A 21,762-nucleotide genomic window follows, 5' to 3' on the forward strand; every position below is an offset into this window, starting at 1 on the left:
CAGGACACGCCCAAGAAAAAGGCCACCCGAAGGTGGCCTTTTTCGTTTCACGCGGCGATCAGGCCGAAGCCGGCTGGGCGCTGCGCTTGTTGCTGGAAGCGGCTTCCAGGGCCATGGCTTCCATGGCCTCCTGGATGGCGCGCTTGCGGCGCTCTTCGGCCTTGCGGCTGAAGTACCAGGCCAGGAAGGTGAACAACGACACGCTCAGCAGGATCAGGCTGGCGACGGCGTTGATCTCCGGCTTCACGCCCAGGCGCACGGCGGAGAAAACCTCCATCGGCAGGGTGGTGGAGCCGGGGCCGGAGACGAAGCTCGCCAGTACCAGGTCGTCCAGGGACAGGGCGAAGGACATCATCCCGCCCGCCGCCAGGGACGGCGCGATCATGGGGATGGTGATCAGCAGGAACACCTTCCACGGGCGCGCGCCCAGGTCCATGGCCGCTTCCTCGATGGACAGGTCCAGCTCCCGCAGGCGCGCCGACACCACGATGGCCACGTAGGCCGAGCAGAAGGTGGTGTGGGCGATCCAGATGGTCACCAGCCCGCGCTCCTGGGGCCAGCCGATGAGCTGGGCCATGGCCACGAACAGCAGCAGCAGGGACAGACCGGTGATCACCTCGGGCATGACCAGCGGCGCGGTGACCATGCCGCCGAACAGCGTGCGGCCACGGAAACGCGGGATGCGGGTCAGCACGAAGGCCGCCAGGGTGCCCAGGGCCACGGCGGAGATGGCGGTGTAGAACGCGATCTCCAGGGAGCGCATCACCGAGGTCATCAACTGGGTGTTGTCCAGCAGGCCGACGTACCACTTGATCGACCAGCCGCCCCACACCGTCACCAGCTTGGAGGCGTTGAAGGAGTAGATGACCAGGATGACCATCGGCAGGTAGATGAACAGCAGACCCACCCACAGCATCAGGTTGGAGAAACTGAAGCGCTTCATACCTTGCCCTCCAGTTCCTTGGCCTGGTTACGGTTGAACAGGATGATCGGGACGATCAGGATCGCCAGCATCACCACCGCCAGGGCGGATGCCACCGGCCAGTCGCGGTTGTTGAAGAACTCCTGCCACAACACCTTGCCGATCATCAGCGTCTCCGGTCCGCCGAGCAGCTCGGGGATCACGAACTCGCCCACCACCGGGATGAACACCAGCATGGAGCCGGCGATGATGCCGTTCTTGGACAGCGGCACGGTGATCTTCCAGAAGCTGTTGAAGTTGCTCGAACCGAGGTCGGAAGCGGCTTCCAGCAGGCTGAGGTCGTGCTTGACCAGGTTGGCGTACAGCGGCAGCACCATGAACGGCAGGTACGAATAGACCACGCCGATGTACACCGCGAGGTTGGTGTTGAGGATCTGCAGCGGTTCGCTGATGACTCCGATGGTCATGAGGAAGCCGTTGAGCAGGCCGTTGTTGCTGAGGATGCCCATCCACGCGTAGACGCGGATCAGGATCGCGGTCCAGGTCGGCATCATGATCAGCAGCAGCAGCACGGTCTGCGACTCCTTGCTGGCGCGGGCGATGGCATAAGCCATCGGGTAGCCGATCAGCAGGCAGAGCAGGGTGCTGAAGAAGGCGACCTTCAGCGAGCCCAGGTAGGCCGCCAGGTAGAGTTCGTCCTCGTTCAGCATCAGGTAGTTGCCGAGGTTGAGGGCGATCTGCAGCTGGTTATCGGCCCAGGTGTAGATCTCGGTGTACGGGGGGATGGCCACGTCCGCTTCCGCGAAGCTGATCTTCAGCACGATGGCGAAGGGCAGCAGGAAGAACAGGAACAGCCAGAGGAACGGGACCCCGATCACCGCATGCCGGCCCGTGGGCAGGCGCTTCTTTATGCTGGATATTTTCATGACCGCAGCACCACCCCGCTGTCGTCCTCCCACCATACGAAGACTTCATCTTCCCAGGTCGGCCGGGCACCGCGACGTTCGGCGTTGGCAACGAACGACTGGACGATGGAGCCGCCGGGCAGCTGCACGTAGAACACCGAGTGGCCGCCGAGGTAGGCGATGTCGTGGATCTTGCCGCGGGACCAGTTGTACTCGCAGGTGGGCTGCTCGGTAGTGACCAGCAGCTTCTCGGGGCGCAGGGCGTAGGTGATGCGCTTGTCCTGCACGGAGGTGGTCACACCGTGGCCGACATAGATCGGGCGCTCCAGTTCGGCGCAGGCGATCAGGGCATGGTCTTCGGCGTCATCCACCACTTCGCCGTCGAACAGGTTGACGTTGCCGATGAACTCGCACACCAGGCGGCTGATGGGGGTCTCGTAGATGTCCACCGGGCTGCCGATCTGCTCGATGCAGCCCAGGTGCATGATGGCGATGCGCTGGGCCATGGTCATGGCCTCTTCCTGGTCGTGGGTCACCATCACGCAGGTCACGCCCACGCGCTCGATGATCTCCACCAGTTCCAGCTGCATCTGCGAACGCAGCTTCTTGTCCAGGGCGCCCATGGGCTCGTCGAGCAGCAGCAGCTTGGGTCGCTTGGCCAGGGAGCGGGCCAGGGCCACGCGCTGGCGCTGGCCGCCGGACAGCTGGTGCGGCTTGCGCTTGGCGTACTGGGTCATCTGCACGAGCTTGAGCATCTCGTTGACCCGCTCTTCGATCTCGGCTGCGGGCAGGCGATCTTGTTTGAGTCCGAAGGCGATGTTCTGCGCGACAGTCATATGCGGGAAGAGCGCATAGGACTGGAACATCATGTTGATGGGGCGCTCGTAGGGCGGCATGTCGGTGATGTCGACACCGTCCAGGTAGATGCGCCCTTCGGTCGGGCGTTCGAAACCGGCGAGCATCCGCAGCAGGGTCGACTTGCCCGAGCCCGAGCCTCCCAGGAGGGCGAAGATCTCGCCCTTGTTGATGGTCAGCGAGACGTCGTCGACCGCGAGGGTCTCGTCGAACTGCTTGGTTACCCGGTCGATCTTGACCAGCACCTCTTTGGGTTGCTGGCCGCCCTCGAGGGCTTTCTTGTAGGCGCCGGAGGCTATAGCCATTACCACACACTCCCAGATTCTTGCTTAGCCGGCCATTATGGCCGGTCGCGTTCAGTACTGCCTGAAAGGCGCGAGCCGTTCATCCTGGTTCGCCCTGCGCCCGCTTGTGTAGGCACCGCACGCTCCCTGCCGCGCGGCGCCCCTGTTATCACTTGCCCGATTTCACCTTGGTCCAGGTGCGGGTCATCAGCCGCTGGACCTTGGGCGGCAGCTCTGCCGATACGTAGAGCTTGTCCAGGACCGCTTGTGGCGGATAGACGGACTCATCGGTCCGTACTTCCTGCTTCATGAACTCGCCGGCCTTGGTGTTGGGGTTTGCATAGCCGACGCTGTCACTGACCTGGGCGATCACCTCGGGACGCAGCAGGTAGTCGATGAAGGCGTGGGCCTCCTTGACGTTGGTGGCGTCGGCCGGGATGGCGATCATGTCGAACCAGAGGTTGGCACCTTCCTTCGGGATGGCGTAGGCGATCTTGACGCCCTTGCCGGCTTCCTCGGCGCGCGCAGCGGCCTGGAAGATATCACCGGAGAAGCCGGCGGCCACGCAGATGTCGCCGTTGGCCAGGTCGCCGATGTACTTGGAGGAATGGAAGTAGGTGACGTAGGGGCGCACCGCCATCAGCTTGGCCTCGGCCTTCTTGTAGTCGGCGGGGTTCTTGCTGTTGGGGTCCAGGCCCAGGTAGTTGAGCACGGCCGGCAGCATCTCGTCGGCCGAGTCGAGGAAGGCGACGCCGCAGCTGCTGAGCTTCTTGATGTTCTCGGGCTCGAAGAGCACGGACCAGGAGTCGATCTTGTCGACGCCCAGCGCCGCCTTGACCTTCTCTTCGTTGTAGCCGATGCCGTTGGTGCCCCACAGGTAGGGAACGGCGTACTGGTTGCCGGCGTCGTTGGCCTCCAGGCGCTTGAGCAGCGCGGGGTCGAGGTTGTCCCAGTTCTTCAGCTGGGCGCGGTCGAGCTTCTGGAAGGCGCCGGCCTTGATCTGCTTGCCGAGGAAGTGGTTCGAGGGGACGACCACGTCATAGCCGGTTCGCCCAGCCAGCAGCTTGCCCTCGAGGGTCTCGTTGGAGTCGAAGACGTCGTAGACCGGGCGGATACCGGTTTCCTTCTGGAAATCGGCCAGGGTGGTCTCGCCGATGTAGTCGGACCAGTTGTAGATGTGCACCGTCTGCTCTGCCTGGGCCTGGCTGGCCAGGGTCAGGACGGCAGCGGTGATCAGGGTTTTGCCGAAGGAAACTCGCACACTTCAGTCCTCTTGTTTGCGCCGGGCCGCCCGCACGCAGGCAGGGCGGCAGTCATTGGGTTCGGGGTTCAGCGCCCGCTCTTTATCCGGGTCCAGTCACGGGTCAGCCAGCGCTGCACTTCGCGGGGGCGTTCCCGGGCCACGTAAAGCTTGGCCATCACGTCCGGTGCAGGGTACACGCCGGGGTTGTCGCGCACGCTGGCATCCACCAGCGGCGTCGCGTCCTTGTTGGCATTGGCATAGGACACGTAGTTGCTGATGCTGGCGATCACATCGGGCCGCATCAGGTAGTTGATGAAGGCATGGGCCTCCTCGACATGCTGGGCGTCGCGGGGGATGGCCAGCATGTCCGCCCACATGGCGGTGCCTTCCTTGGGGATCACGTAGCGGATCTCGTCCTGGCGTCCGGCTTCCCGGGCGCGAGTGGCGGCCTGGAGCATGTCGCCGGAATAGCCGAAGGCGATGCAGATGTCGCCGTTGGCCAGGTCGGCGATGGACTTGGAGGAGTGGAAGTAGGTGACCGAGGGGCGGACCTGGAGCAGCGCGGCGGTGGCCTTGTCGAAGTCGGCCCGCTCGTGGCTGTGGGGCGACATGCCCAGGTAGTTGATCATCTGCGGGATGACTTCGTCGCCGGTGTCCAGCAGGGCGACGCCGCAGGCGTGCAGCTTCTTCACCACGGCAGGATCGAAGAGCAGCGACCAGGAATCCAGGGCCGCGTCGTTGCCGAGGATGGCGCGGACCTTGTCGACGTTGAGGCCGATGCCGTTGGTCCCCCACAGGTAGGGGACGGAGTATTCGTTGCCCGGATCACCACTGGCCAGGCGTTCCAGCACGGCGGGATCGAGATGGGCGAGGTTGGGCAGCTTGGACTTGTCCAGCTTCTGGTAGGTACCGGCCCGCACCTGCTTGGCCAGGAAGTGGTTGGTGGGCACCACCACGTCGTAGCCGGAATGGCCGGTGGCGAGCTTGCCGTCGAGGGTTTCGTTGGAGTCGAAGACGTCGTAGACCACCCGGATGCCGGTCTCCTTCTGGAAGTTCTCCAGGGTGCCGGGGGCGATGTAGTCCGACCAGTTGTAGACGCGCACCACCCGCTCTTCCGCGCTGACGGCGGACATGAGGAGGGCGCTGGCCAGCAACCCGTACAGCCAGGGACGTTTTCGCATGAGCGATCCTCTCGGGGATGACCGTCCCCCGGTTCAACCAGGGGACGGGGTACGACGGCTTACTTGCCCGACTTGATGGTGGTCCAGGTACGGGTCATCACGCGCTGCACCTTGGCCGGCAGGTCCGGGAAGGCGTAGAGCTTGGCCATGGTTTCCTGGCTCGGGTAGATGCCCGGGTCGGTACGGATCGCCTCATCCACCAGCGGGGTCGCGGCGGCGTTGCCGTTCGGGAACTGAACGACGTTGGTGATCTCGGCCATGATCTCCGGCTTCATGATGAAGTTCATGAAGGCGTAGGCGGCGTCGGGGTTGGCGGCATCGGCAGGGATGGCGACCATGTCGAAGAAGGTGCCGGCACCTTCCTTCGGAATGTTGTAGGCGACCTTCACGCCACCCTTGGCCTCTTCGGCGCGGGACTTGGCCTGGTACACGTCACCCGAGTAGCCGACTGCCACGCACAGGTTGCCGTTGGCCAGGTCGGAGATGTACTTGGAGGAGTGGAAGTAGGTGACGTAGGGACGGATCTTGAGGAACAGGGCCTCGGCTTCCTTCAGCTCCTTCGGGTCCTGGCTGGTGGGCTTGTAGCCCAGGTAGTGCAGAGCGATGGGGAGGATCTCGGTGGGCGAGTCGAGGAAGGAGACGCCGCAGGACTTCAGCTTCTCGATGTTCTCGGGCTTGAACAGCAGGTCCCAGGAGTTCACCGGGGCATTGTCACCCAGGACGGCCTTGACCTTCTCCGGGTTGTAGCCGATGCCGATGGAGCCCCACATGTAGGGGAAGGCGTACTGGTTGCCCGGGTCGGACACTTCGACGGTCTTCAGCAGGTTCGGGTCCAGGTTCTTCCAGTTCGGCAGCTTGGACTTGTCCAGCGGCTGGTAGACCTTGGCCTTGATCTGCTTGGCCAGGAAGTTGTTGGAGGGCACCACGATGTCATAACCGGACTTGCCGGCCAGGAGCTTGGCTTCGAGGGTCTCGTTGGAGTCGAAGACGTCGTAGACCACCTTGATCCCGGTTTCCTTGGTGAACTTCTCCACGGTGTCCGGGGCGATGTAGTCAGACCAGTTGTAGACGTGCAACACCTTTTCTTCTGCCTGGGCCACGCCGGCCACAGCGCCAGCCAGCGTCACGGCGAGCAGGGTCTTGCCGAAGGTTTTGAACATGCGGGTAGCTCCGTTTGTTGTTTAAGTGTCCGAGCGGCGTCGTAACCGAATACGCCACCGCCCGGTGAGCCTGGCCAACGCACTGGCACAGTCTAGGGTGGGGGGCGGTGCTTACAACAGCTCGCGGTAGCGATTGTTTGCAAACTCGCCCATTTGCTCAACCCAGAACTGCACTCGCGGTGAGGTCAAGGCACTTGCGAGCCTTGGTCACCAGTTCGTCGATCTCGTCCTTGGTGATCACCAGGGGGGGCGAAATGATCATCGTATCGCCCACCGCCCGCATGATCAGGCCATTGCGGAAGCAGTGCTCGCGGCACTGCATGCCCACGCCCAGGTCGTTGAAGCGTTCGCGGGTCTTCTTGTTCTTGACCAGCTCGAGTGCGCCAACCATGCCCACTCCACGCGCTTCACCGACCAGGGGATGGTCAGCCAGCTCCTGCCAGCGTTGCTGCAAATATGGTGCCGTTTCCGCCTTCACCTTCTCGACGATCTTCTCGTCACGCAGGATGCGGATGTTCTCCAGGGCCACGGCGGCCGCCACCGGGTGACCGGAGTAGGTGAAGCCGTGGTAGAACTCGCCGCCCTGGTTGAGGACCTCGACGATCTCGTCACGGACGATGACGCCGCCCATGGGGATGTAGCCGGAGGTCAGGCCCTTGGCGATCGGCATCAGGTCCGGGGCGTTGCCGTAGTACTGGCTGCCGAACCATTCGCCGGTACGGCCGAAACCGCAGATCACTTCGTCGGCGATGAACAGGATGTCGTACTTGGCGAGGATCTCGCGGATCTTCGGCCAGTAGGTTTCCGGCGGGACGATGACGCCACCGGCGCCCTGGATGGGCTCGGCGATGAAGGCGGCGACGTTCTCCTCGCCGACTTCGAGAATCTTCTTCTCCAGCTGCTCGGCCGCCCAGACGCCGAACTCGGCCGGGGCCATGTCGCCGCCCTCGCCGTACCAGTAGGGCTGGGGAATGTGCACGATGCCGGGGATCGGCAGGTCGCCCTGGCCATGCAGGGCCTTCATGCCGCCGAGGCTGACGCCAGCGACGGTGGAGCCGTGGTAGCCGTTCCAGCGGCCGATCACCACTTTCTTCTTCGGCTGGCCCTTGGTCGCCCAGTAGTGGCGGACCATGCGCAGCACGGTGTCGTTGGCCTCGGAGCCGGAGCCGGTGAAGAACACATGGTTCATGCCGTCCGGCGCCAGCTCGGAAATGGCCTTGGCCAGTTCGATGGCCGGCGGGTGGGCGGTCTGGAAGAACAGGTTGTAGAAGGGCAGTTCGCGCATCTGGTTGGCCGCGGCCTGCACCAGCTCCTCGCGACCATAGCCGACGTTCACGCACCACAGGCCGGCCATGCCGTCCAGGATCTTGTTGCCTTCACTGTCCCAGACGTAGACACCTTCGGCCTTGGTGATGATGCGTGCACCCTTGGCATTCAGCGCCTTGTAGTCGGTGAAGGGCGGCAGGTGGTGGTCACGGCTGAGGGCCTGCCACTCAAGGGTCCTTGGATTGGTCACTTGGCTGTTCATTTCCATACCTCGTTAAACACTCTTCGGCGACGCCGGCCTTCACGGCCGGCGTGCCGGTTCCTGATCAGACGGAGAGCAGCAGGAACTCACGTTCCCAGGAGCTGATCACCCGTTTGAAGTTTTCGTGCTCGGCACGTTTCACGGCCACGTAGGCCTTGATGAACTTGCTGCCCAGGTACTTCTCGATCTCCCGGCAGGATTCCATCCGTTCCAGTGCTGCCTCGATGGTCAGCGGCAGGCGCAGGTTGCGGCGCTCGTAGCCACGACCCTTCACCGGCGCACTCGGCTTCACGCCTTCCACCATCCCCATGTACCCGCACAGCAGGCTGGCGGCGATGGCCAGGTAGGGGTTGGCGTCGGCGCCGGCCAGGCGGTTCTCCACGCGGCGGTTCTGCGGGCTGGCATCCGGCACGCGCAGGCCCACGGTGCGGTTCTCCTCGCCCCACTCCACGTTCACCGGCGCCGAGGTATCGGGCAGGAAACGACGGAAGGAGTTCACGTTCGGGGCGAACAGCGGCAGCAATTCGGGGATGTATTTCTGCAGGCCCCCGATGTGCTGGAGGAACAGGTCGCTCATCGAACCGTCATCGTTGGAGAAGACGTTCTTGCCCGTCTTGATGTCGATCACGCTCTGGTGCAGGTGCATGGCGCTGCCCGGCTCGTCGGTGATCGGCTTGGCCATGAAGGTGGCGGCCACGTTGTGCTTGAGGGCGGCCTCGCGCATGGTGCGCTTGAACACCAGGATCTGGTCGGCCAGGTCCAGGGCATCGCCGTGACGGAAGTTGATCTCCATCTGCGCCGGGCCTTCCTCATGGATGAGGGTGTCCAGGTCCAGGTCCTGCGTCTCGCACCAGTCGTACATGTCCTCGAACAGCGGGTCGAACTCGTTCGCGGCATCGATGGAGAAGGACTGGCGGCCGGTTTCAGGACGGCCGGAGCGGCCCAGCGGGGCCTGCAGCGGGAAGTCCGGGTCGTCGCAGCGCTTGGTCAGGTAGAACTCCATCTCCGGCGCGACGATCGGCTTCCAGCCCTTGTCCGCGTAAAGCTTGAGCACCTTCTTCAGCAGGTTGCGGGGCGACAGCTCGATGGGGTTGCCCTGCTTGTCGAAGGTGTCGTGGATGACCATGGCGGTGGGCTCGATGGCCCAGGGCACCAGGTAGACGGCCTTCTCGTCCGGGCGGCAGAACATGTCGATGTCCGCCGGGTCGAGCAGGTCGTAATAGATGTCGTCCTCGACATAGTCGCCGGTGACGGTCTGCAGCAGCACACTCTCGGGGAGGCGCATGCCCTTCTCGTCGAGGAACTTGTTGGTCGGCGAGATCTTGCCGCGCGCAATGCCGGTAAGGTCGCTGATCAAGCATTCAACTTCGGTGATTTTGCGTTCTTTCAGCCAGCTGGTGAGCTGGTCGAGCTTGGTAGTCATAAAGACCTCAGGGTTTGAGAGCCTCGACTGGAATAGCCGGGCTCAGCGTTGCCCCGCCCTCTCCCTGCAAGCCTCACCAAAGGCCTGGAAGATGGCGAGATATACGGGGTTGGAGCGAACCTGCCACTCGGGGTGCCACTGTACGCCGAGTGCGAAGGACCTGGCGCCTTCGACCGATACGGATTCGACCAACCCGTCGGGCGCCAGCGCTTCAACTCGAAGGCCGGGCGCCAGACGTTCAACGCCCTGGCCGTGGATGGAATTGACAAGAAACTCGCCCGGCACACCGAGGCCGGCGAGCACACCACCCGGTTGCACGGAAACCGGGTGGCGCGGTGCGTACTGGACCTCCAGCGGCTGGTCTTCAGGCTCGCGGTGGTCCATGAAGCCCTCGACCTCATGCACCTTCTGGTGCAACGAGCCGCCGAAGGCCACATTCATTTCCTGGAAGCCCCGGCAGATGCCCAGCACCGGCACGCCACGCTCCACTGCAGCACGCAGCAGGGGCAGGGTGATGGCATCGCGATCAGGGTCGTGGAGGGTGCCGGGCGCACTGGCCGGGCCGGAATAAAGATGAGGTTCTACGTTGGAAGGCGAACCGGTGAACAGGAGTCCGTCTAGACTCTCCAGCAGGGCATCGATGTCCAGAATATCGCCCAGCGCCGGAATGATGAGGGGGATACCGCCAGCCCCAAGGGCTACCGCCCGAAGATATTTGTCACCTGCAACATGGTAGGGATGTGGACCGATCTGCTTGGTGCAAGCGGTTACGCCGATCAACGGCAGGCGAGACATGGGGCACCCGTTTTATTGCTGTTATGGGTTTCGGCCGAGCTTAGCGTTGTTCATTTTTTTACACAATAGGGCTGTAAAAAATTGAACACACCCCACTGGACGCCGCGCCGGGCATGGCTCCGAGCAGGGCCAAGATGCCCTGAAACGCCCCAAAATTGGCCATCGAGCCCCGCTTTAGGGCAAAATAGGGCGCTATTGACATCCAGGGGGCTTTTCGATTGACTCAACCCCTAGTCAATACGTGATTGATATTTTTAACAAGAAAGGTGTTGCATCATGTCGGTACCCCCGCGTGCCGTTCAGCTTCAAGAAGCGAACGAGTTCCTTAAGGAACATCCTGAGGTCCAGTTCGTCGATCTCCTGATCGCAGATATGAATGGTGTGGTTCGAGGCAAGCGAATCGAACGCGCCAGTCTCCACAAGGTCTACGAAAAAGGTATCAACCTCCCCGCCTCCTTATTTGCCCTCGACATCAACGGCTCCACCGTCGAAAGCACCGGCCTCGGCCTGGACATCGGCGATGCGGACCGTATCTGCTACCCGATCCCCGGCACTCTGTGCGACGAGCCCTGGCAGAAGCGCCCCACCGCGCAACTGCTGATGACCATGCACGAAATCGAAGGCGAGCCGTTCTTCGCCGACCCGCGTGAAGTCCTGCGCCAGGTCGTGGAGAAGTTCGACGAGCTGGGCCTGACCATCTGCGCCGCGTTCGAGCTGGAGTTCTACCTGATCGACCAGGAGAACGTGAACGGCCGTCCGCAGCCGCCGCGCTCCCCGATCTCCGGCAAGCGCCCGCAGTCCACCCAGGTCTACCTCATCGACGACCTCGACGAGTACGCCGATTGCCTGCAGGACATCCTCGAAGGTGCCAAGGTCCAGGACATCCCGGCCGACGCCATCGTCAAGGAAAGCGCCCCTGCCCAGTTCGAAGTCAACCTGCACCACGTGACCGACGCCCTCAAGGCGTGCGACTACGCGGTCCTGCTCAAGCGGTTGATCAAGAACATCGCCTACGACCATGAAATGGACAGCACCTTCATGGCCAAGCCCTACCCGGGCCAGGCGGGCAACGGTCTGCACGTGCACATCTCCCTGATCGACAAGAAGACCGGCAAGAACATCTTCGCTGCCGATGATCCCGAGCAGAACGCCGCCCTTCGTCATGCGGTCGGCGGTGTGCTCGAGACCATGGCCGCCTCGATGGCCTTCCTCTGCCCCAACGTCAACTCCTACCGCCGCTTCGGCGCACAGTTCTACGTGCCGAACGCGCCGAGCTGGGGCCTGGACAACCGCACCGTGGCCGTTCGCGTGCCCACCGGCAGCTCCGATGCGGTGCGCATCGAACACCGCGTAGCCGGTGCCGACGCCAACCCGTACCTGATGATGGCGGCCATCCTGTCCGGCATCCACCATGGCCTGACCAACAAGATCGAGCCCGGTGCGCCCATCGAAGGCAACTCGTACGAGCAGCTGGAGCAGAGCCTGCCGAACAACCTGCGCGACGCCCTGCGCGAACTGGATGACAGTGAAATCCTGGCCAAGTACATCAGCCCGGACTACATCGACATCTTCGTCGCGTGCAAGGAAAGCGAGCTGGAGGAGTTCGAGCACTCCATCTCCGACCTCGAATACAACTGGTACCTGCATACCGTGTAATCGAGTGCAGAAACGCCGGCCCCAGGGCCGGCGTTTTTTTGCCTGCAATCCGCCTCCCCGCGTGCGGGCTGGGCAGTGGAAAACGCGCAAAGGCCCGAGCTAGAGAGGCCCAGGCGCTGATGTGAATCAACCTGCTGAACCTCATGCCGCCGCACAATGCTGCGCCATCCACCAGGGAGGACTCCATGCCCCGCTTCCTCGCCCCATTGCTGCTCGCGTTGCTGCCGACCCTTGCCGCCGCCGACGAGAGCATCCGCGTCTACAACTGGAACGACTACATCGCGCCCCAGGTCCTCAAGGACTTCGAGCAGCAGACCGGCATCCGCGTCGACTACCGCACCTACACCAGCGCCGAAGAGCTGCTCAAGGTCATCGACAGCGGCGAAGCGGCCGACGTGGTGGTGCCCTCCCACAACAACCTTCCCGAGCTGATCCGCGCCGGCAAGCTGCAGCCGCTGGACCTCGCCCGCCTGCCCAATCGCAAGCACCTCGACCCGCAGCTGATGAGCAAGCTCGCCGGCGTCGACCCCGACAACCGCTACGCCGTGCCCTACCTGTGGGGCGCCGTCGGCCTCGCCGTGAACGGCCCGCAGGCCGAGAAAGCCTTCGGCGGCCCGCTGCCCAACAGCTGGGCCGTACTCTTCGATCCCGCGCAGAGCAAGCGCCTCTCCAGCTGCGGCATGAGCGTGCTGGACGCCCCGGACGAAGCCCTCTCCGTACTCATGACCTACCAGGGCCGCAGCCTCGCCCGCACCGCGCCCAGCCGGCTCAAGCGCTCGGCCGAAGTCCTGGCAGGCCTGCGCCCGAACCTGCGCTACATCGACAGCGAGCGCTACATCGAAGACCTCAACAAGGGCCACCTGTGCGTCGCCATGGCCTGGGTCGGCGACGCCCTGAACGCCGCAGCCGCCGGCCAGCCGGTGCGCTTCGTGGTGCCCGACGAAGGCTCGGTGCTGTTCATCGACAACCTGGTCATCCCCAAGAGCGCCAACCGCGCCGACCTGGCCCACCGCTTCATCGACTTCCTGATGCAGCCCGAGGTCGCCGCCCGGATCACCAGCGAAACGCTCTACCCCAACGGCAACGTCGACTCGCGCCAGTTCCTCGAACCCAGCCTGCGAGACCAGCCCGGCCTCTACCCGGACAAGGAGACCAAGCGCCGCCTGTTCGCCCTGGAGCCCCTGCCCGAGAAGCTCGGCGCCACCCGCGACGAGATCTGGACCGCCTTCCGCGACGGCCGCTGAGCCATTCAGCCCAGGCAGTCGCGCAGACCGCGCTCCAGGGCTTCACGCCCGGCAAACCCCTGCCGGGCGATGAACACCAGCTGTGAACCCTCCGCCCGCTCCCGCATCGCCTCGAACTGGCTGCGTCCGCCCACCTGCTGCAGCCAGAGGCTCTCCTCCCGCCCGGCCAGGCGTATGCAGCCCTTGATACGGAAGATTTCCGCCGGCACCTGCCCCAGCCAGGCCTGCAGGCGCGCACCGTCGAAGCGCTCGCCGCTGCGCCACAGCCAGCTCTCGAACAGCCCGGCGTGGGCCACGCCCGCCACCGGCACCAACCCCGGCGCCCGCTGCGCCGGCTCCAGCCACAGCGCCTCCGGCAGGTCGGCCTGCACCCCGACATGCACCAGCGCCCGCCCCGGCAGGGCCTGCCGCACGGCGGCCAGGGTGGCCTCGTCCACCAGGTCCGCCTTGTTCAGCAGCAGCACATCGGCCGCCGCCACCTGGGCGCGGGCCAGGCGTGCGTAGTCGCCCTCCAGCGCCAGATGCCGCGTGGCGTCCACCAGGGTGATCACCAGGTCCAGCCGCAGCAGGTCACGCAACTGTGGATAACCCAGGGTCTGCACGATGCGCTGCGGGTCGGAAACACCACTGCACTCGATGACGATGCGCTCCAGGCGCGGCGAGAGCTGCGCCAGGCTGGCCAGCTGCGCCAGCAGGTCCTCCTGCACCGTGCAGCAGATGCAGCCGTTCTGCAGGCTGTACACCGCATCGGTCACCTCGGCCACCAGCGCCGCATCGATGTTCAGCGCACCGAAATCGTTGACGATCACCGCCAGCCGGCTGTCCCCGGCCTGCCGCACCATGCGGTTGAGCAGCGTGGTCTTGCCCGCGCCGAGAAAGCCCGCCACCACCGTGACCGCGATGCGCTCAGCCATCCTGGCGTGCCCCCGACTCGATCACCGGCGGCTCGCCGCGCCACACCGCCTGCAGCCCCAGGCCCGCCAGCGCCTCGCCCCGGTCGTACACCAGTTGCCCCTCGACGAAGGTCAGCAGCACCTGGGTGCGGTGGATGTAGTTGCGCGCCGGCTGGGCGAACAGGTCGCGGTCGAGCACGATCAGGTCCGCCGCCTTGCCCACTTCCAGGCTGCCGGTGCTGGCCTCCAGCCCCATGGCGAGCGCCCCGTTCAGGGTGGCCACCCGCAGCGCCTGGGGCAGGCTGATGGGCTCGCCGAAGCAGGCCGGGTCGTCGTTCCAGGGGTTCTGCCGGGTCACCATCGTCTCCAGCGCCAGCCAGGGATCGATGGACGCCACCGGCCAGTCGGTACCGAACACCGCCGTGCCACCGGCCTCCAGCACCCCTTTGAAGTCGTAGATGCGCTTCAGCCGCTCCTGGCCGTAGCCCGAACGCGCGCCACTGGCGAAGGGCGTCGGGTACCAGGCCGCCGGGGAGAACTCGGCGATCACCTGCAGCGCCTGGAAACGCGCCAGGTTGCCCGGGTGCAGCAGCGTACTGTGGGCACACTGGTGGCGCACCCCGCTGAAGCCGTTGCGCCGCCGCGCCTCCGCCACCGCATCGAGGAACACGTCGGACGCGCCATCGCCGGTGCAGTGGGCGATCACGCGGATGCCCCGGCGGTCCATGTCCACCAACATGTCGGTGATGTGCTCCGGGGTAAGGTTGAGCTTGCCGCGCCAGTCCGACTCGTTCGGCCAGGGCGTCAGCAGGAAGGAGGAGCGCGGCTCCACCGTGCCGTCGAAGTGGAACTTCACCGCGTTGGCGCTCAGCCGGGCGCTGCGGTAGTAGTGGCGCTCGCCGGCCAGCAGCTCCCAGCGCCGACGCACCGGGAAGATGTCGTCCTGCCAGCTGATCGCCGCCTCGATGCGCACCGTCAGCTCGCCGGCGTCGTCCAGCGCCTTCAGCGCCTGCAGGCGGTGTTCGCAGACGTGCACGTACTTGCTCGCCGTGACCCCGCGCGAACTCTGGAAGTGCACGCCATCACGGTAGGCCCGGCGCAGCACCGCCACCGGGGTCGGCGGCATGGCGGCGTGGATCATCGCGTAGGCGCCGTCGATCATCAGCCCGGTGGGCTCGCCGGTCAGCGGGTCGCGCTCCAGGTAGCCGTTGCGCGGGTCGGGGGTATGGCGGTCGATGCCCGCCAACTGCAGCGCCTTCGAGTTGACCATCATGGTGCCCCACATGCGGTCCAGCAGCGCCACCGGGCGGTCCGGCATCACCGCATCGAGCCAGGCGCGGCCGGGCACCAGGCCCGCCTCGCGGAAGGTGTAGCGCACCCAGTACTGGCCGTGGATCCAACCCTCCCCGGGGTGGGCATCGGCATAGGCGCGGATCGCTGCCTCCAGCTGCGCCGGCGTCGGGTCCTCGATACCGACATCGAGGTCGTCGCTGTAGCGCGGCGCCAGGGCCAGGTCCGGGTGGGTGTGCATGTCGTGCAGGCCGGGCATGCAGAAGGCCCCGTCGAGGTCGTGCACGCGGGTCTGCGGGCCACGCAGCGCCTGCACGGCGGCACGGCTGCCCACGGCCAGCAGGCGCCCCCCGCCGATGGCCACCGCCTCGGCCCAGGGCTGCGCCGGGTCCTGGGTGTAGAAGCGACCGTTGTCGAGGATCAGGTCAGCAAAATGGCCCGTGGCCGAATGGGTCGAGGAGAAGTTGTCGGCGTCAGTCATGGCGGCACCTTGTGATTTTCGGGCGTGGCCAGGCCCGGCGCGCGAATGCACCGTGAGCCTGGTTCGGTCAGGAATTGCGGTGGGTCAGCGCGAGCGTTGCAGGCGCTGGATAAAGCCGGCGATGCGACGGCAGGCTTCCTCCAGCTCGGCATCGGAGACGGTGAACGAGAGCCGCACGAAGCCCCGACAACTGGCGCCGAAGGCTTCGGCATCAAGCACCGAGACGCCGGTCTCGCGGAACAGCTGCCAGGCGAAGTCCATGCCCGACAGCCCCGTCTCGCGCACGTCCACCAGCATGAACATGCCCGCTTCCGGCACCTTGCAGCGCAGCAGCGGCACATCGGCGAGCCCCCGCACCACCAGGTCGCGGCGGCGGCGGTAGGTCTCGCGGGCGTCCCCCACCACCGCCTCGTCCAGCTCCAGGGCCTTCAGCGCGGCAGCCTGGATGAAGCCCGGCAGGCCGTAGATCATGCACAGCATCAGGTTGTCCAGGTGGCCGATCAGCGCCGGCGGCGCCACCACCCAGCCCACCCGCCAGCCGGTCATCGCATGGGTTTTGGACAGACTGTTGAGCACCACGGTGCGCGCCGCCATGCCCTCCAGGCTGGCGATGCTGCGGTGGCTGCGCTCGTAGGTGAGCTGCCCGTACACCTCGTCGGAAATCACCCAGAGGTCATGACGACGGGCCACCTCGGCCACCGCCTGCAGCTCGTCGGCGGTGTAGACGTTCCCGGTGGGGTTGTTCGGCGTCGCCAGGGCGATACCCCGGGTGCGCGGCGTGAGCACCGCCGCCAGGGCTTCGGCGGTGAGGCGGAAGTCGCCCTCCGCCGGCTGCGGGATGCTCACCAGGCGGGCGCCGGAAGCCTGGATGCTGGCGGCGTAGGTCAGGTACATCGGCTCCGGCACCAGCACCTCGTCGCCGGCCTCGAACAGGCACAGCGCCGTGGCGAACAGGCCGTTCTGCGCCCCGGCGACCACCGCCACCTGCTCGGCGCCCACCGGGATGCCCAGCAGCCGGCGCTGCTTGGCGGCGATGGCCTCGCGCAGGGCAGCGCGGCCGATCACCTCGGTGTAGTGGGTGTCGCCCTGGGCCAGGGCCTCGACGGCCGCCGCGCGGATCGGCTCGGCGGTGGTGAAGTCCGGGTCGCCGATGCTCAGGACGATGGCGTCCTCGCCGCGCGCCTGGGCGGCACAGGCCGCGTAGTGGATGTCCCAGGCGCTGACGGTCTCGCCGCTGATGCGCCCGACCAGGGATGAATACTTCATGCACGGCTCCTTGGGGTCCGGGTCCATGGGTTCAGGCCTGGCGCTGCGGCGTACGGCCGATGCGCGCGAAGCCCTGTTCGATGAGGAAGGCGAGGACGATGTACACCACCGCCACCACCAGCAACGGCTCGTACACCTTCAGCGTCTGCGCGCGCACCAGGTTCGCCGCCCCCAGCAGGTCGGTCACCGCCACGGTGGAGGCCAGCGCCGTGGACTTGAGCAGCATCACGCTCTCCCCGGCCAGGGCCGGGCGCAGCATCTGCAGGGCCCGTGGCATCCACACCCGCCGCAGCACCTGCGCGGGTCGCATGCCATAGGCCCGCGCCGCCTCCAGTTCGCCCCGGGGCACCGCCCGCAGGCCACCGCGCAGCACCTCGCCCACATAGGCCCCCACGCTCAGGGTCAGGGCCAGCGCCACGTACCAGAAGCCCTCGCGCAGGTAGGGCCAGAGCAGGCTGTGGCGGATCAGCGGGAAGCTGGCGAACACGCTGCCGAGGCCGTAGTAGAGGATGTAGATCTGCACCAGCAGCGGCGTGCCCCGCAGCACGCTGGTGTAGAACCGCGCCGCGCCGGCCAGCAGCGGGTTGCGGGCCAGCCGCGCCAGCGCTACGGCAACGGCCAGCAGGAAGCCGAAGACCGCCGACACCAGCAGCAGCTGCACCGTCAGCAGCACGCCACGGGAAAGCTCGCCGATGAAACCGTCCAGCCAGGAAAAGTCCATGGGGCCTCCTAGGCGAGCCGGGGCATCCACCGCTCGAAGCGCGCTTCGATACGGCGGAAGACCAGCCCGGAACACAGGGTGATGACGTAGTAGAAGGCCGCGACCACCAGGTAGAACATCAGGTAGTGCTTGGTCGAGGCCGCCGCCTGGCGCCCCGCGCCCAGCAGTTCGCTGTAGCCCACCACGCTGATCAGCGCGCTGTCCTTGACCAGCACCAGCCAGAGGTTGGACAGCCCGGCGACCACGTGGGGCAGCATGCTCGGCAGCAGCACCCGGCGCAGCACCAGCAGCGGGCGCATGCCGTAGGCCCGCGCCGCCTCCACCTGGCCCACCGGGATGGCCTCGATGGCGCCACGGATGATCTCCGCCGAATAGGCGCCCTGGACGATGCCCAGCACCACGATGGCGGCGAGGAAGCCGTTGACCTCCACCGGCGGCTGGCCGGCGGCGGCCATCAGCAGGTTGAGCAGGTCGGAGCCGGCGTAGTACAGCAGCAGGATCAGCAGCAGCTCCGGCACCGCGCGGTACAGCGTGGTGTAGCAGTTGGCCCAGATCACCAGCCAGCGCGGCCCCCACAGCTTCAGCAGGGCCACGCTCAGCCCCAGCACCAGCCCGAGGACGAAGGCCCCCAGGGAGATGCCCAGGGTGCGGATGGCACCCTCGGCCAGGGCCTGCAGCCAGCCGTCAGCGAACAGCAGCCGGGAGAAGTCGGGCGCCATCATGGCCGCGCCGCGATGTCGGTCTTGAAGTAGCGACTGCGGATGGCGTCGTAGGTGCCGTCGTCGCGCAGCGCCTGCAGGGTCTGGTTGAGGCGCTCGCGCAGGGCATCGTTGCCCTTGCGCACCGCCGCGCCGACGCCTTCGCCCAGCAGCGGGTCCTGGGGCGCCACGCCCTTGCTGGCGAGCATGGCGTTGTCCGGCAGGTCGAGCAGCGGCTCCACCGCCAGCTGGTCGGCGAGGAGGATGTCGACCCGGCCGCTGCGCAGGTCGGCGAGCAGGTCGTCCTGGTCGTTGTAGTAGCGCACCGTGGAGGTCTTGCCGTAGTGAGCCTTGACGTACGCCGAGTGGGTGGTGGAGCCCTGCACGCCGATGATCAGGCCCTTGAGGCCTTCCGGCGTGGGCGCCACGTCCAGGCTGCGGTCGGCGACCCACAGCGCCGGGGTGAAGAAATAGGGCTCGCTGAAGTCCACCACCTGGCGCCGCTCGGGGGTGATCGACAGGGAGTTCAGCACCACGTCCACCTGCTGCGCCTTGAGCGCCGGGATCAGCCCGTCCCAGGCCATCTCGTTGAGCGGGCACTGGGCCTGCAGGCGTTCGCACACCGCACGGATCAGCTCCGGCTCGAAGCCGCTCCAGTCACCTTTGCCGCTCTTGAAGGAGAACGGCGGGTAGGGCTCCAGGGCGATGCCGAAGACGATGGTCTCCTGGGCCGTCGCTGCGTGGCTGGCGGTGGCCAGGAGCAGGGCGAGAAGGGTTTTCTTCATGTGGATTCCCTCGGTTGTGGTCGTTGTTGTCAGGGGATTCAGCGGTTGTCCTGGGCCATCACGAACTGCCGGCAGCGCTCGCTGCGCGGGTCCAGCAGCACCTGCTCGGGCGGACCCTGTTCCTCGATACGGCCCTGGTGGAGGAACACCACCTGGCTGGACACATCACGGGCGAAGGCCATCTCGTGGGTGACCAGGATCATGGTGCGGCCCTCCTCGGCGATGCTGCGGATCACCCGCAGCACGTCGCCCACCAGCTCCGGATCCAGCGCCGAGGTGGGCTCGTCGAACAGCATCACCCGGGGCCGCACGGCCAGCGCCCGGGCGATGGCCACGCGCTGCTGCTGGCCGCCGGAGAGGAAGGCCGGGTAGGCGTGGCGCTTGTCCGCCAGGCCGACCCGCTCCAGCAACTGCTCGGCGTGGGCGATGGCCTCTGCGCGGGGCTCGCCGAGCACATGCACGGGCGCCTCGATGACGTTCTCCAGCACCGTGCGGTGGGGCCAGAGGTTGAAGTTCTGGAACACCATCGCCAGGCGCGCCCGCAGCCGCTCCACCTGGCGCGGGTCGCCGATGCGCCCATGGCCGTGGCGGTCACGCTTGAGCAGCACGGCCTCGCCGTTGATGCGCAGGCTGCCGGCATCGGGAATCTCCAGCAGGTTGATGCAGCGCAGCAGGGTGCTCTTGCCCGAGCCGCTGGCGCCGATCAGCGACACCACGTCGCCCTCCCGCGCCTCCAGGGAGATGCCCTTGAGCACGGCATGGTCGCCGTAGCTCTTGTGCAGCCCCTCGATGGCCACCACCGGGGTGGCGCCGTCACATGCCTGGTTCATCGCTTCGCTCCCGTTCATTCGTCGTCCCGCGCCGGAATCCACCACTCTTCGCCACGCACGGTGCGGATGTACTCCGGCCAGCGGAACCGGTGCGGCGCCTCGAAATCGGCCGGCAGCAGCGGTGCCTGCCAGTGCTCGCCGCCGATGCCGCCCCCGGTGCGCCGGACGAACTCGTCCCGCGCGGCCCCCAGCAGCTCGGGCCGGGTGAGCAGGTCCACCAGGGTCGCGGCGATGGTCTTGGCCGCCACCTGGATCATCGGGTCGATGGTCTCGCGGATGCCGCCCAGGGCATTGGCCACCCAGTCCGGGTAGGGCGTGCCGGCGGCGGCGAGCATCGGCCGCGCCACCAGCAGGCGCACCGTCGGGCAATGCCAGGTGTATTCCGGGTAGTCGTCGGAGGTGAGGTGGCGCTGCCAGGCCGGCATCTGCAGGCGCAACTGGCGCTCGCACTCGCGGGGGTCGATGAGGGCCTCGGTGGCCGCGAGGAAGGGCCGCTCCATGGGCTCCAGCCCCAGGTTGGCCTGGATCTCCCGGGCCACGGCGATGGCCGCCTCGCCCCACTGCGGCGCACCGACGGCGGCCAGGTTGTCGTAGGTGGCCTGGGCCAGCACGTGGTTGGGCAACCCGCCACGGGACTTGCACACCCAGGTCTTCTTCCACTGGCAGCCGGTGGCCAGGGCCGCCGCAGCGGCGTTGTTGTCCATCACCCGGCAGACGGTCTCGGCCTGCTCGATGGAGTCGCAGCGCAGCAGGTACTGGATCTGCGCCAGGTGCGGCGGCAGGTTGTCGGCGGTGGCCTGACCGGCGGTGAGGATGGCCTCGTTGAAGCTCCACAGGCCGGTGAACGGCAGGGTGGAGCGGCGCAGGCTCTCGTTGAGGGTGTAGAAGTGCACCAGCGCGTCGTTGGCGCCCGGCGCGCGGGCCGCCAGGTGGTTCTGCGGGATCGGGCTGTAGGCGTCGGCGGCGATCCAGTCCTGGGGCGCCTCGCAGGTGAAACTGTAGATGAAGGCGTAGGCGATGCCGCAGTGGGTGTCCCAGGTGGTGGTGTTGTTCAGCGGCAGCATGTAGGTGGGGTGGAAGCTGATGGCCGCGTCGAGGTCGTCGTAGTACCCCTTGGCCGCGTGCACCGGCTTGGAGGCGCGCAGCTTCTCCGCCGGCTCGCCGAAGAAGCGCAGGGTGCCCTTGAGGCCGTGCGCCTGCATGGCGGCCTTGGCGGCCAGCACCCCGCCCAGGGCGCTGATGCCCAGGGCCGAGTGCGGGTCGGTGTGGCCCGGGGCGAAGCGCGACAGACCCTCGCGGGGCATCGGCCGGGTGGTGGCGGCCTGGCAGTTGCCGGGCACCGCGTCGTACTCGGCGTAGCTGGCCAGCACCGGTCCGTCGCCGGTGCTGAAGGTGGCGCAGAAGGCCGTGGGCATGCCGCCGCTGGCCTCCTCCACGGTGAAGCCCTCGCGGCGCAGCAGGTCGACGTACCAGGCGCAGGACTTGTACTCGCGGAAGGCCGGCTCGGCGAAGTGCCAGATCACCTGGTGCCAGTCGGACAGCGGCTGGCGATGGCGTTCCACCCAATCCAGGGCAAAGGCTTTGGCAGACATGGGCGCTCCG

General features: G+C 66.4%; 18 protein-coding genes and 1 pseudogene. 2 read left to right on the forward strand and 17 right to left on the reverse strand.

Annotated elements, in window-relative coordinates; genetic code table 11:
• Positions 1-58 precede the first annotated feature (58 nt).
• The 9 genes from FBY21_RS18965 to FBY21_RS19005 all read right to left on the reverse strand — a co-directional run bounded on the left by FBY21_RS18965 (position 59) and on the right by FBY21_RS19005 (position 10,296).
• Positions 59-943 carry an ABC transporter permease subunit gene (locus tag FBY21_RS18965; RefSeq protein ID WP_044402221.1) on the reverse strand — a complete coding sequence of 295 codons (885 nt, stop codon included), beginning with the start codon at positions 941-943 and terminating at the stop codon, positions 59-61.
• Positions 940-1,821 carry an ABC transporter permease subunit gene (locus FBY21_RS18970; RefSeq protein WP_174244762.1) on the reverse strand — a complete coding sequence of 294 codons (882 nt, stop codon included), beginning with the start codon at positions 1,819-1,821 and terminating at the stop codon, positions 940-942. Before FBY21_RS18970 ends, FBY21_RS18965 begins: the two co-directional genes overlap by 4 nt.
• A 23-nt stretch (positions 1,822-1,844) precedes the next feature.
• A complete protein-coding gene (locus tag FBY21_RS18975; protein WP_074967092.1) occupies positions 1,845-2,987 on the reverse strand; it encodes an ABC transporter ATP-binding protein in 1,143 nt (380 codons plus the stop codon).
• A gap of 148 nt (positions 2,988-3,135) precedes the next feature.
• Positions 3,136-4,227 carry a polyamine ABC transporter substrate-binding protein gene (locus FBY21_RS18980; RefSeq protein ID WP_107328484.1) on the reverse strand — a complete coding sequence of 364 codons (1,092 nt, stop codon included), beginning with the start codon at positions 4,225-4,227 and terminating at the stop codon, positions 3,136-3,138.
• Between the two features lie 68 nt (positions 4,228-4,295).
• A complete protein-coding gene (locus FBY21_RS18985) occupies positions 4,296-5,390 on the reverse strand; it encodes a polyamine ABC transporter substrate-binding protein (protein ID WP_142012941.1) in 1,095 nt (364 codons plus the stop codon).
• A gap of 59 nt (positions 5,391-5,449) precedes the next feature.
• On the reverse strand, positions 5,450-6,550 hold the full coding sequence (locus tag FBY21_RS18990) for a polyamine ABC transporter substrate-binding protein (RefSeq protein ID WP_142012944.1): 1,101 nt from the start codon (positions 6,548-6,550) through the stop codon (positions 5,450-5,452).
• A 157-nt stretch (positions 6,551-6,707) separates the two neighbouring features.
• Positions 6,708-8,078 carry an aspartate aminotransferase family protein gene (locus FBY21_RS18995; protein WP_107328487.1) on the reverse strand — a complete coding sequence of 457 codons (1,371 nt, stop codon included), beginning with the start codon at positions 8,076-8,078 and terminating at the stop codon, positions 6,708-6,710.
• 64 nt (positions 8,079-8,142) lie between these two features.
• Complete coding sequence (locus tag FBY21_RS19000; RefSeq protein ID WP_142012946.1) at positions 8,143-9,501, reverse strand: glutamine synthetase family protein; 1,359 nt, start codon at positions 9,499-9,501, stop codon at positions 8,143-8,145.
• Positions 9,502-9,543: 42 nt separating this feature from the next.
• Positions 9,544-10,296 (reverse strand): gamma-glutamyl-gamma-aminobutyrate hydrolase family protein, encoded by a 753-nt coding sequence (locus FBY21_RS19005; protein WP_044402208.1) that lies wholly within the window; start codon positions 10,294-10,296, stop codon positions 9,544-9,546.
• Positions 10,297-10,572: 276 nt separating this feature from the next.
• Between FBY21_RS19005 and FBY21_RS19010 the strand changes: the two genes are divergently transcribed.
• On the forward strand, positions 10,573-11,952 hold the full coding sequence (locus tag FBY21_RS19010; protein ID WP_074967085.1) for a glutamine synthetase family protein: 1,380 nt from the start codon (positions 10,573-10,575) through the stop codon (positions 11,950-11,952).
• 185 nt (positions 11,953-12,137) lie between these two features.
• Positions 12,138-13,196 carry a polyamine ABC transporter substrate-binding protein gene (locus FBY21_RS19015; protein ID WP_044402202.1) on the forward strand — a complete coding sequence of 353 codons (1,059 nt, stop codon included), beginning with the start codon at positions 12,138-12,140 and terminating at the stop codon, positions 13,194-13,196.
• 5 nt (positions 13,197-13,201) lie between these two features.
• On the opposite strand, the gene FBY21_RS19020 is transcribed toward FBY21_RS19015, so the two are convergent.
• The 8 genes and pseudogenes from FBY21_RS19020 to FBY21_RS19055 all read right to left on the reverse strand — a co-directional run bounded on the left by FBY21_RS19020 (position 13,202) and on the right by FBY21_RS19055 (position 21,752).
• Positions 13,202-14,110 (reverse strand): CobW family GTP-binding protein, encoded by a 909-nt coding sequence (locus FBY21_RS19020; RefSeq protein WP_142012948.1) that lies wholly within the window; start codon positions 14,108-14,110, stop codon positions 13,202-13,204.
• On the reverse strand, positions 14,103-15,860 hold the full coding sequence (locus tag FBY21_RS19025) for an amidohydrolase (RefSeq protein WP_074967081.1): 1,758 nt from the start codon (positions 15,858-15,860) through the stop codon (positions 14,103-14,105). The genes FBY21_RS19020 and FBY21_RS19025 overlap by 8 nt, the downstream gene beginning before the upstream one ends.
• Positions 15,861-15,944: 84 nt before the next feature.
• The gene (locus FBY21_RS19030; protein ID WP_142012951.1) at positions 15,945-17,126 is read right to left on the reverse strand and encodes a pyridoxal phosphate-dependent aminotransferase; all 1,182 of its coding nucleotides are present in this window, start codon (positions 17,124-17,126) and stop codon (positions 15,945-15,947) included.
• Positions 17,127-17,157: 31 nt separating this feature from the next.
• The gene (locus tag FBY21_RS19035; protein ID WP_142012953.1) at positions 17,158-17,847 is read right to left on the reverse strand and encodes an ABC transporter permease subunit; all 690 of its coding nucleotides are present in this window, start codon (positions 17,845-17,847) and stop codon (positions 17,158-17,160) included.
• Between the two features lie 8 nt (positions 17,848-17,855).
• Positions 17,856-18,566 carry an ABC transporter permease gene (locus FBY21_RS19040; protein ID WP_074967529.1) on the reverse strand — a complete coding sequence of 237 codons (711 nt, stop codon included), beginning with the start codon at positions 18,564-18,566 and terminating at the stop codon, positions 17,856-17,858.
• Positions 18,566-19,330, reverse strand: coding sequence for a transporter substrate-binding domain-containing protein (locus tag FBY21_RS19045; RefSeq protein WP_142012955.1), 765 nt, complete (start codon positions 19,328-19,330; stop codon positions 18,566-18,568). The genes FBY21_RS19040 and FBY21_RS19045 overlap by 1 nt, the downstream gene beginning before the upstream one ends.
• Before the next feature lie 38 nt (positions 19,331-19,368).
• Positions 19,369-20,091 (reverse strand): annotated as a pseudogene (locus tag FBY21_RS19050) (ABC transporter ATP-binding protein); the annotation flags it as partial.
• A gap of 83 nt (positions 20,092-20,174) precedes the next feature.
• A complete protein-coding gene (locus FBY21_RS19055; protein WP_142012958.1) occupies positions 20,175-21,752 on the reverse strand; it encodes an amidohydrolase in 1,578 nt (525 codons plus the stop codon).
• Between the last annotated feature and the right edge of the window lie 10 nt (positions 21,753-21,762).

This window comes from Pseudomonas sp. SLBN-26, from assembly GCF_006715895.1.
Classification (GTDB): Bacteria; Pseudomonadota; Gammaproteobacteria; order Pseudomonadales; family Pseudomonadaceae; genus Metapseudomonas; species Metapseudomonas otitidis.

Excerpts from the sequence above, each read along its gene's own strand:
- FBY21_RS18965 (WP_044402221.1), bottom strand. The coding sequence starts at position 943 with ATGAAGCGCTTCAGTTTCTCCAACCTGATGCTGTGGGTGGGTCTGCTG.
- FBY21_RS18975 (WP_074967092.1), bottom strand. The coding sequence starts at position 2,987 with ATGGCTATAGCCTCCGGCGCCTACAAGAAAGCCCTCGAGGGCGGCCAG.
- FBY21_RS18985 (WP_142012941.1), bottom strand. The coding sequence starts at position 5,390 with ATGCGAAAACGTCCCTGGCTGTACGGGTTGCTGGCCAGCGCCCTCCTC.
- FBY21_RS18990 (WP_142012944.1), bottom strand. The coding sequence starts at position 6,550 with ATGTTCAAAACCTTCGGCAAGACCCTGCTCGCCGTGACGCTGGCTGGC.
- FBY21_RS18995 (WP_107328487.1), bottom strand. The coding sequence starts at position 8,078 with ATGAACAGCCAAGTGACCAATCCAAGGACCCTTGAGTGGCAGGCCCTC.
- FBY21_RS19000 (WP_142012946.1), bottom strand. The coding sequence starts at position 9,501 with ATGACTACCAAGCTCGACCAGCTCACCAGCTGGCTGAAAGAACGCAAA.
- FBY21_RS19005 (WP_044402208.1), bottom strand. The coding sequence starts at position 10,296 with ATGTCTCGCCTGCCGTTGATCGGCGTAACCGCTTGCACCAAGCAGATC.
- FBY21_RS19010 (WP_074967085.1), top strand. The coding sequence starts at position 10,573 with ATGTCGGTACCCCCGCGTGCCGTTCAGCTTCAAGAAGCGAACGAGTTC.
- FBY21_RS19015 (WP_044402202.1), top strand. The coding sequence starts at position 12,138 with ATGCCCCGCTTCCTCGCCCCATTGCTGCTCGCGTTGCTGCCGACCCTT.
- FBY21_RS19020 (WP_142012948.1), bottom strand. The coding sequence starts at position 14,110 with ATGGCTGAGCGCATCGCGGTCACGGTGGTGGCGGGCTTTCTCGGCGCG.
- FBY21_RS19025 (WP_074967081.1), bottom strand. The coding sequence starts at position 15,860 with ATGACTGACGCCGACAACTTCTCCTCGACCCATTCGGCCACGGGCCAT.
- FBY21_RS19030 (WP_142012951.1), bottom strand. The coding sequence starts at position 17,126 with ATGAAGTATTCATCCCTGGTCGGGCGCATCAGCGGCGAGACCGTCAGC.
- FBY21_RS19035 (WP_142012953.1), bottom strand. The coding sequence starts at position 17,847 with ATGGACTTTTCCTGGCTGGACGGTTTCATCGGCGAGCTTTCCCGTGGC.
- FBY21_RS19040 (WP_074967529.1), bottom strand. The coding sequence starts at position 18,566 with ATGGCGCCCGACTTCTCCCGGCTGCTGTTCGCTGACGGCTGGCTGCAG.
- FBY21_RS19045 (WP_142012955.1), bottom strand. The coding sequence starts at position 19,330 with ATGAAGAAAACCCTTCTCGCCCTGCTCCTGGCCACCGCCAGCCACGCA.
- FBY21_RS19055 (WP_142012958.1), bottom strand. The coding sequence starts at position 21,752 with ATGTCTGCCAAAGCCTTTGCCCTGGATTGGGTGGAACGCCATCGCCAG.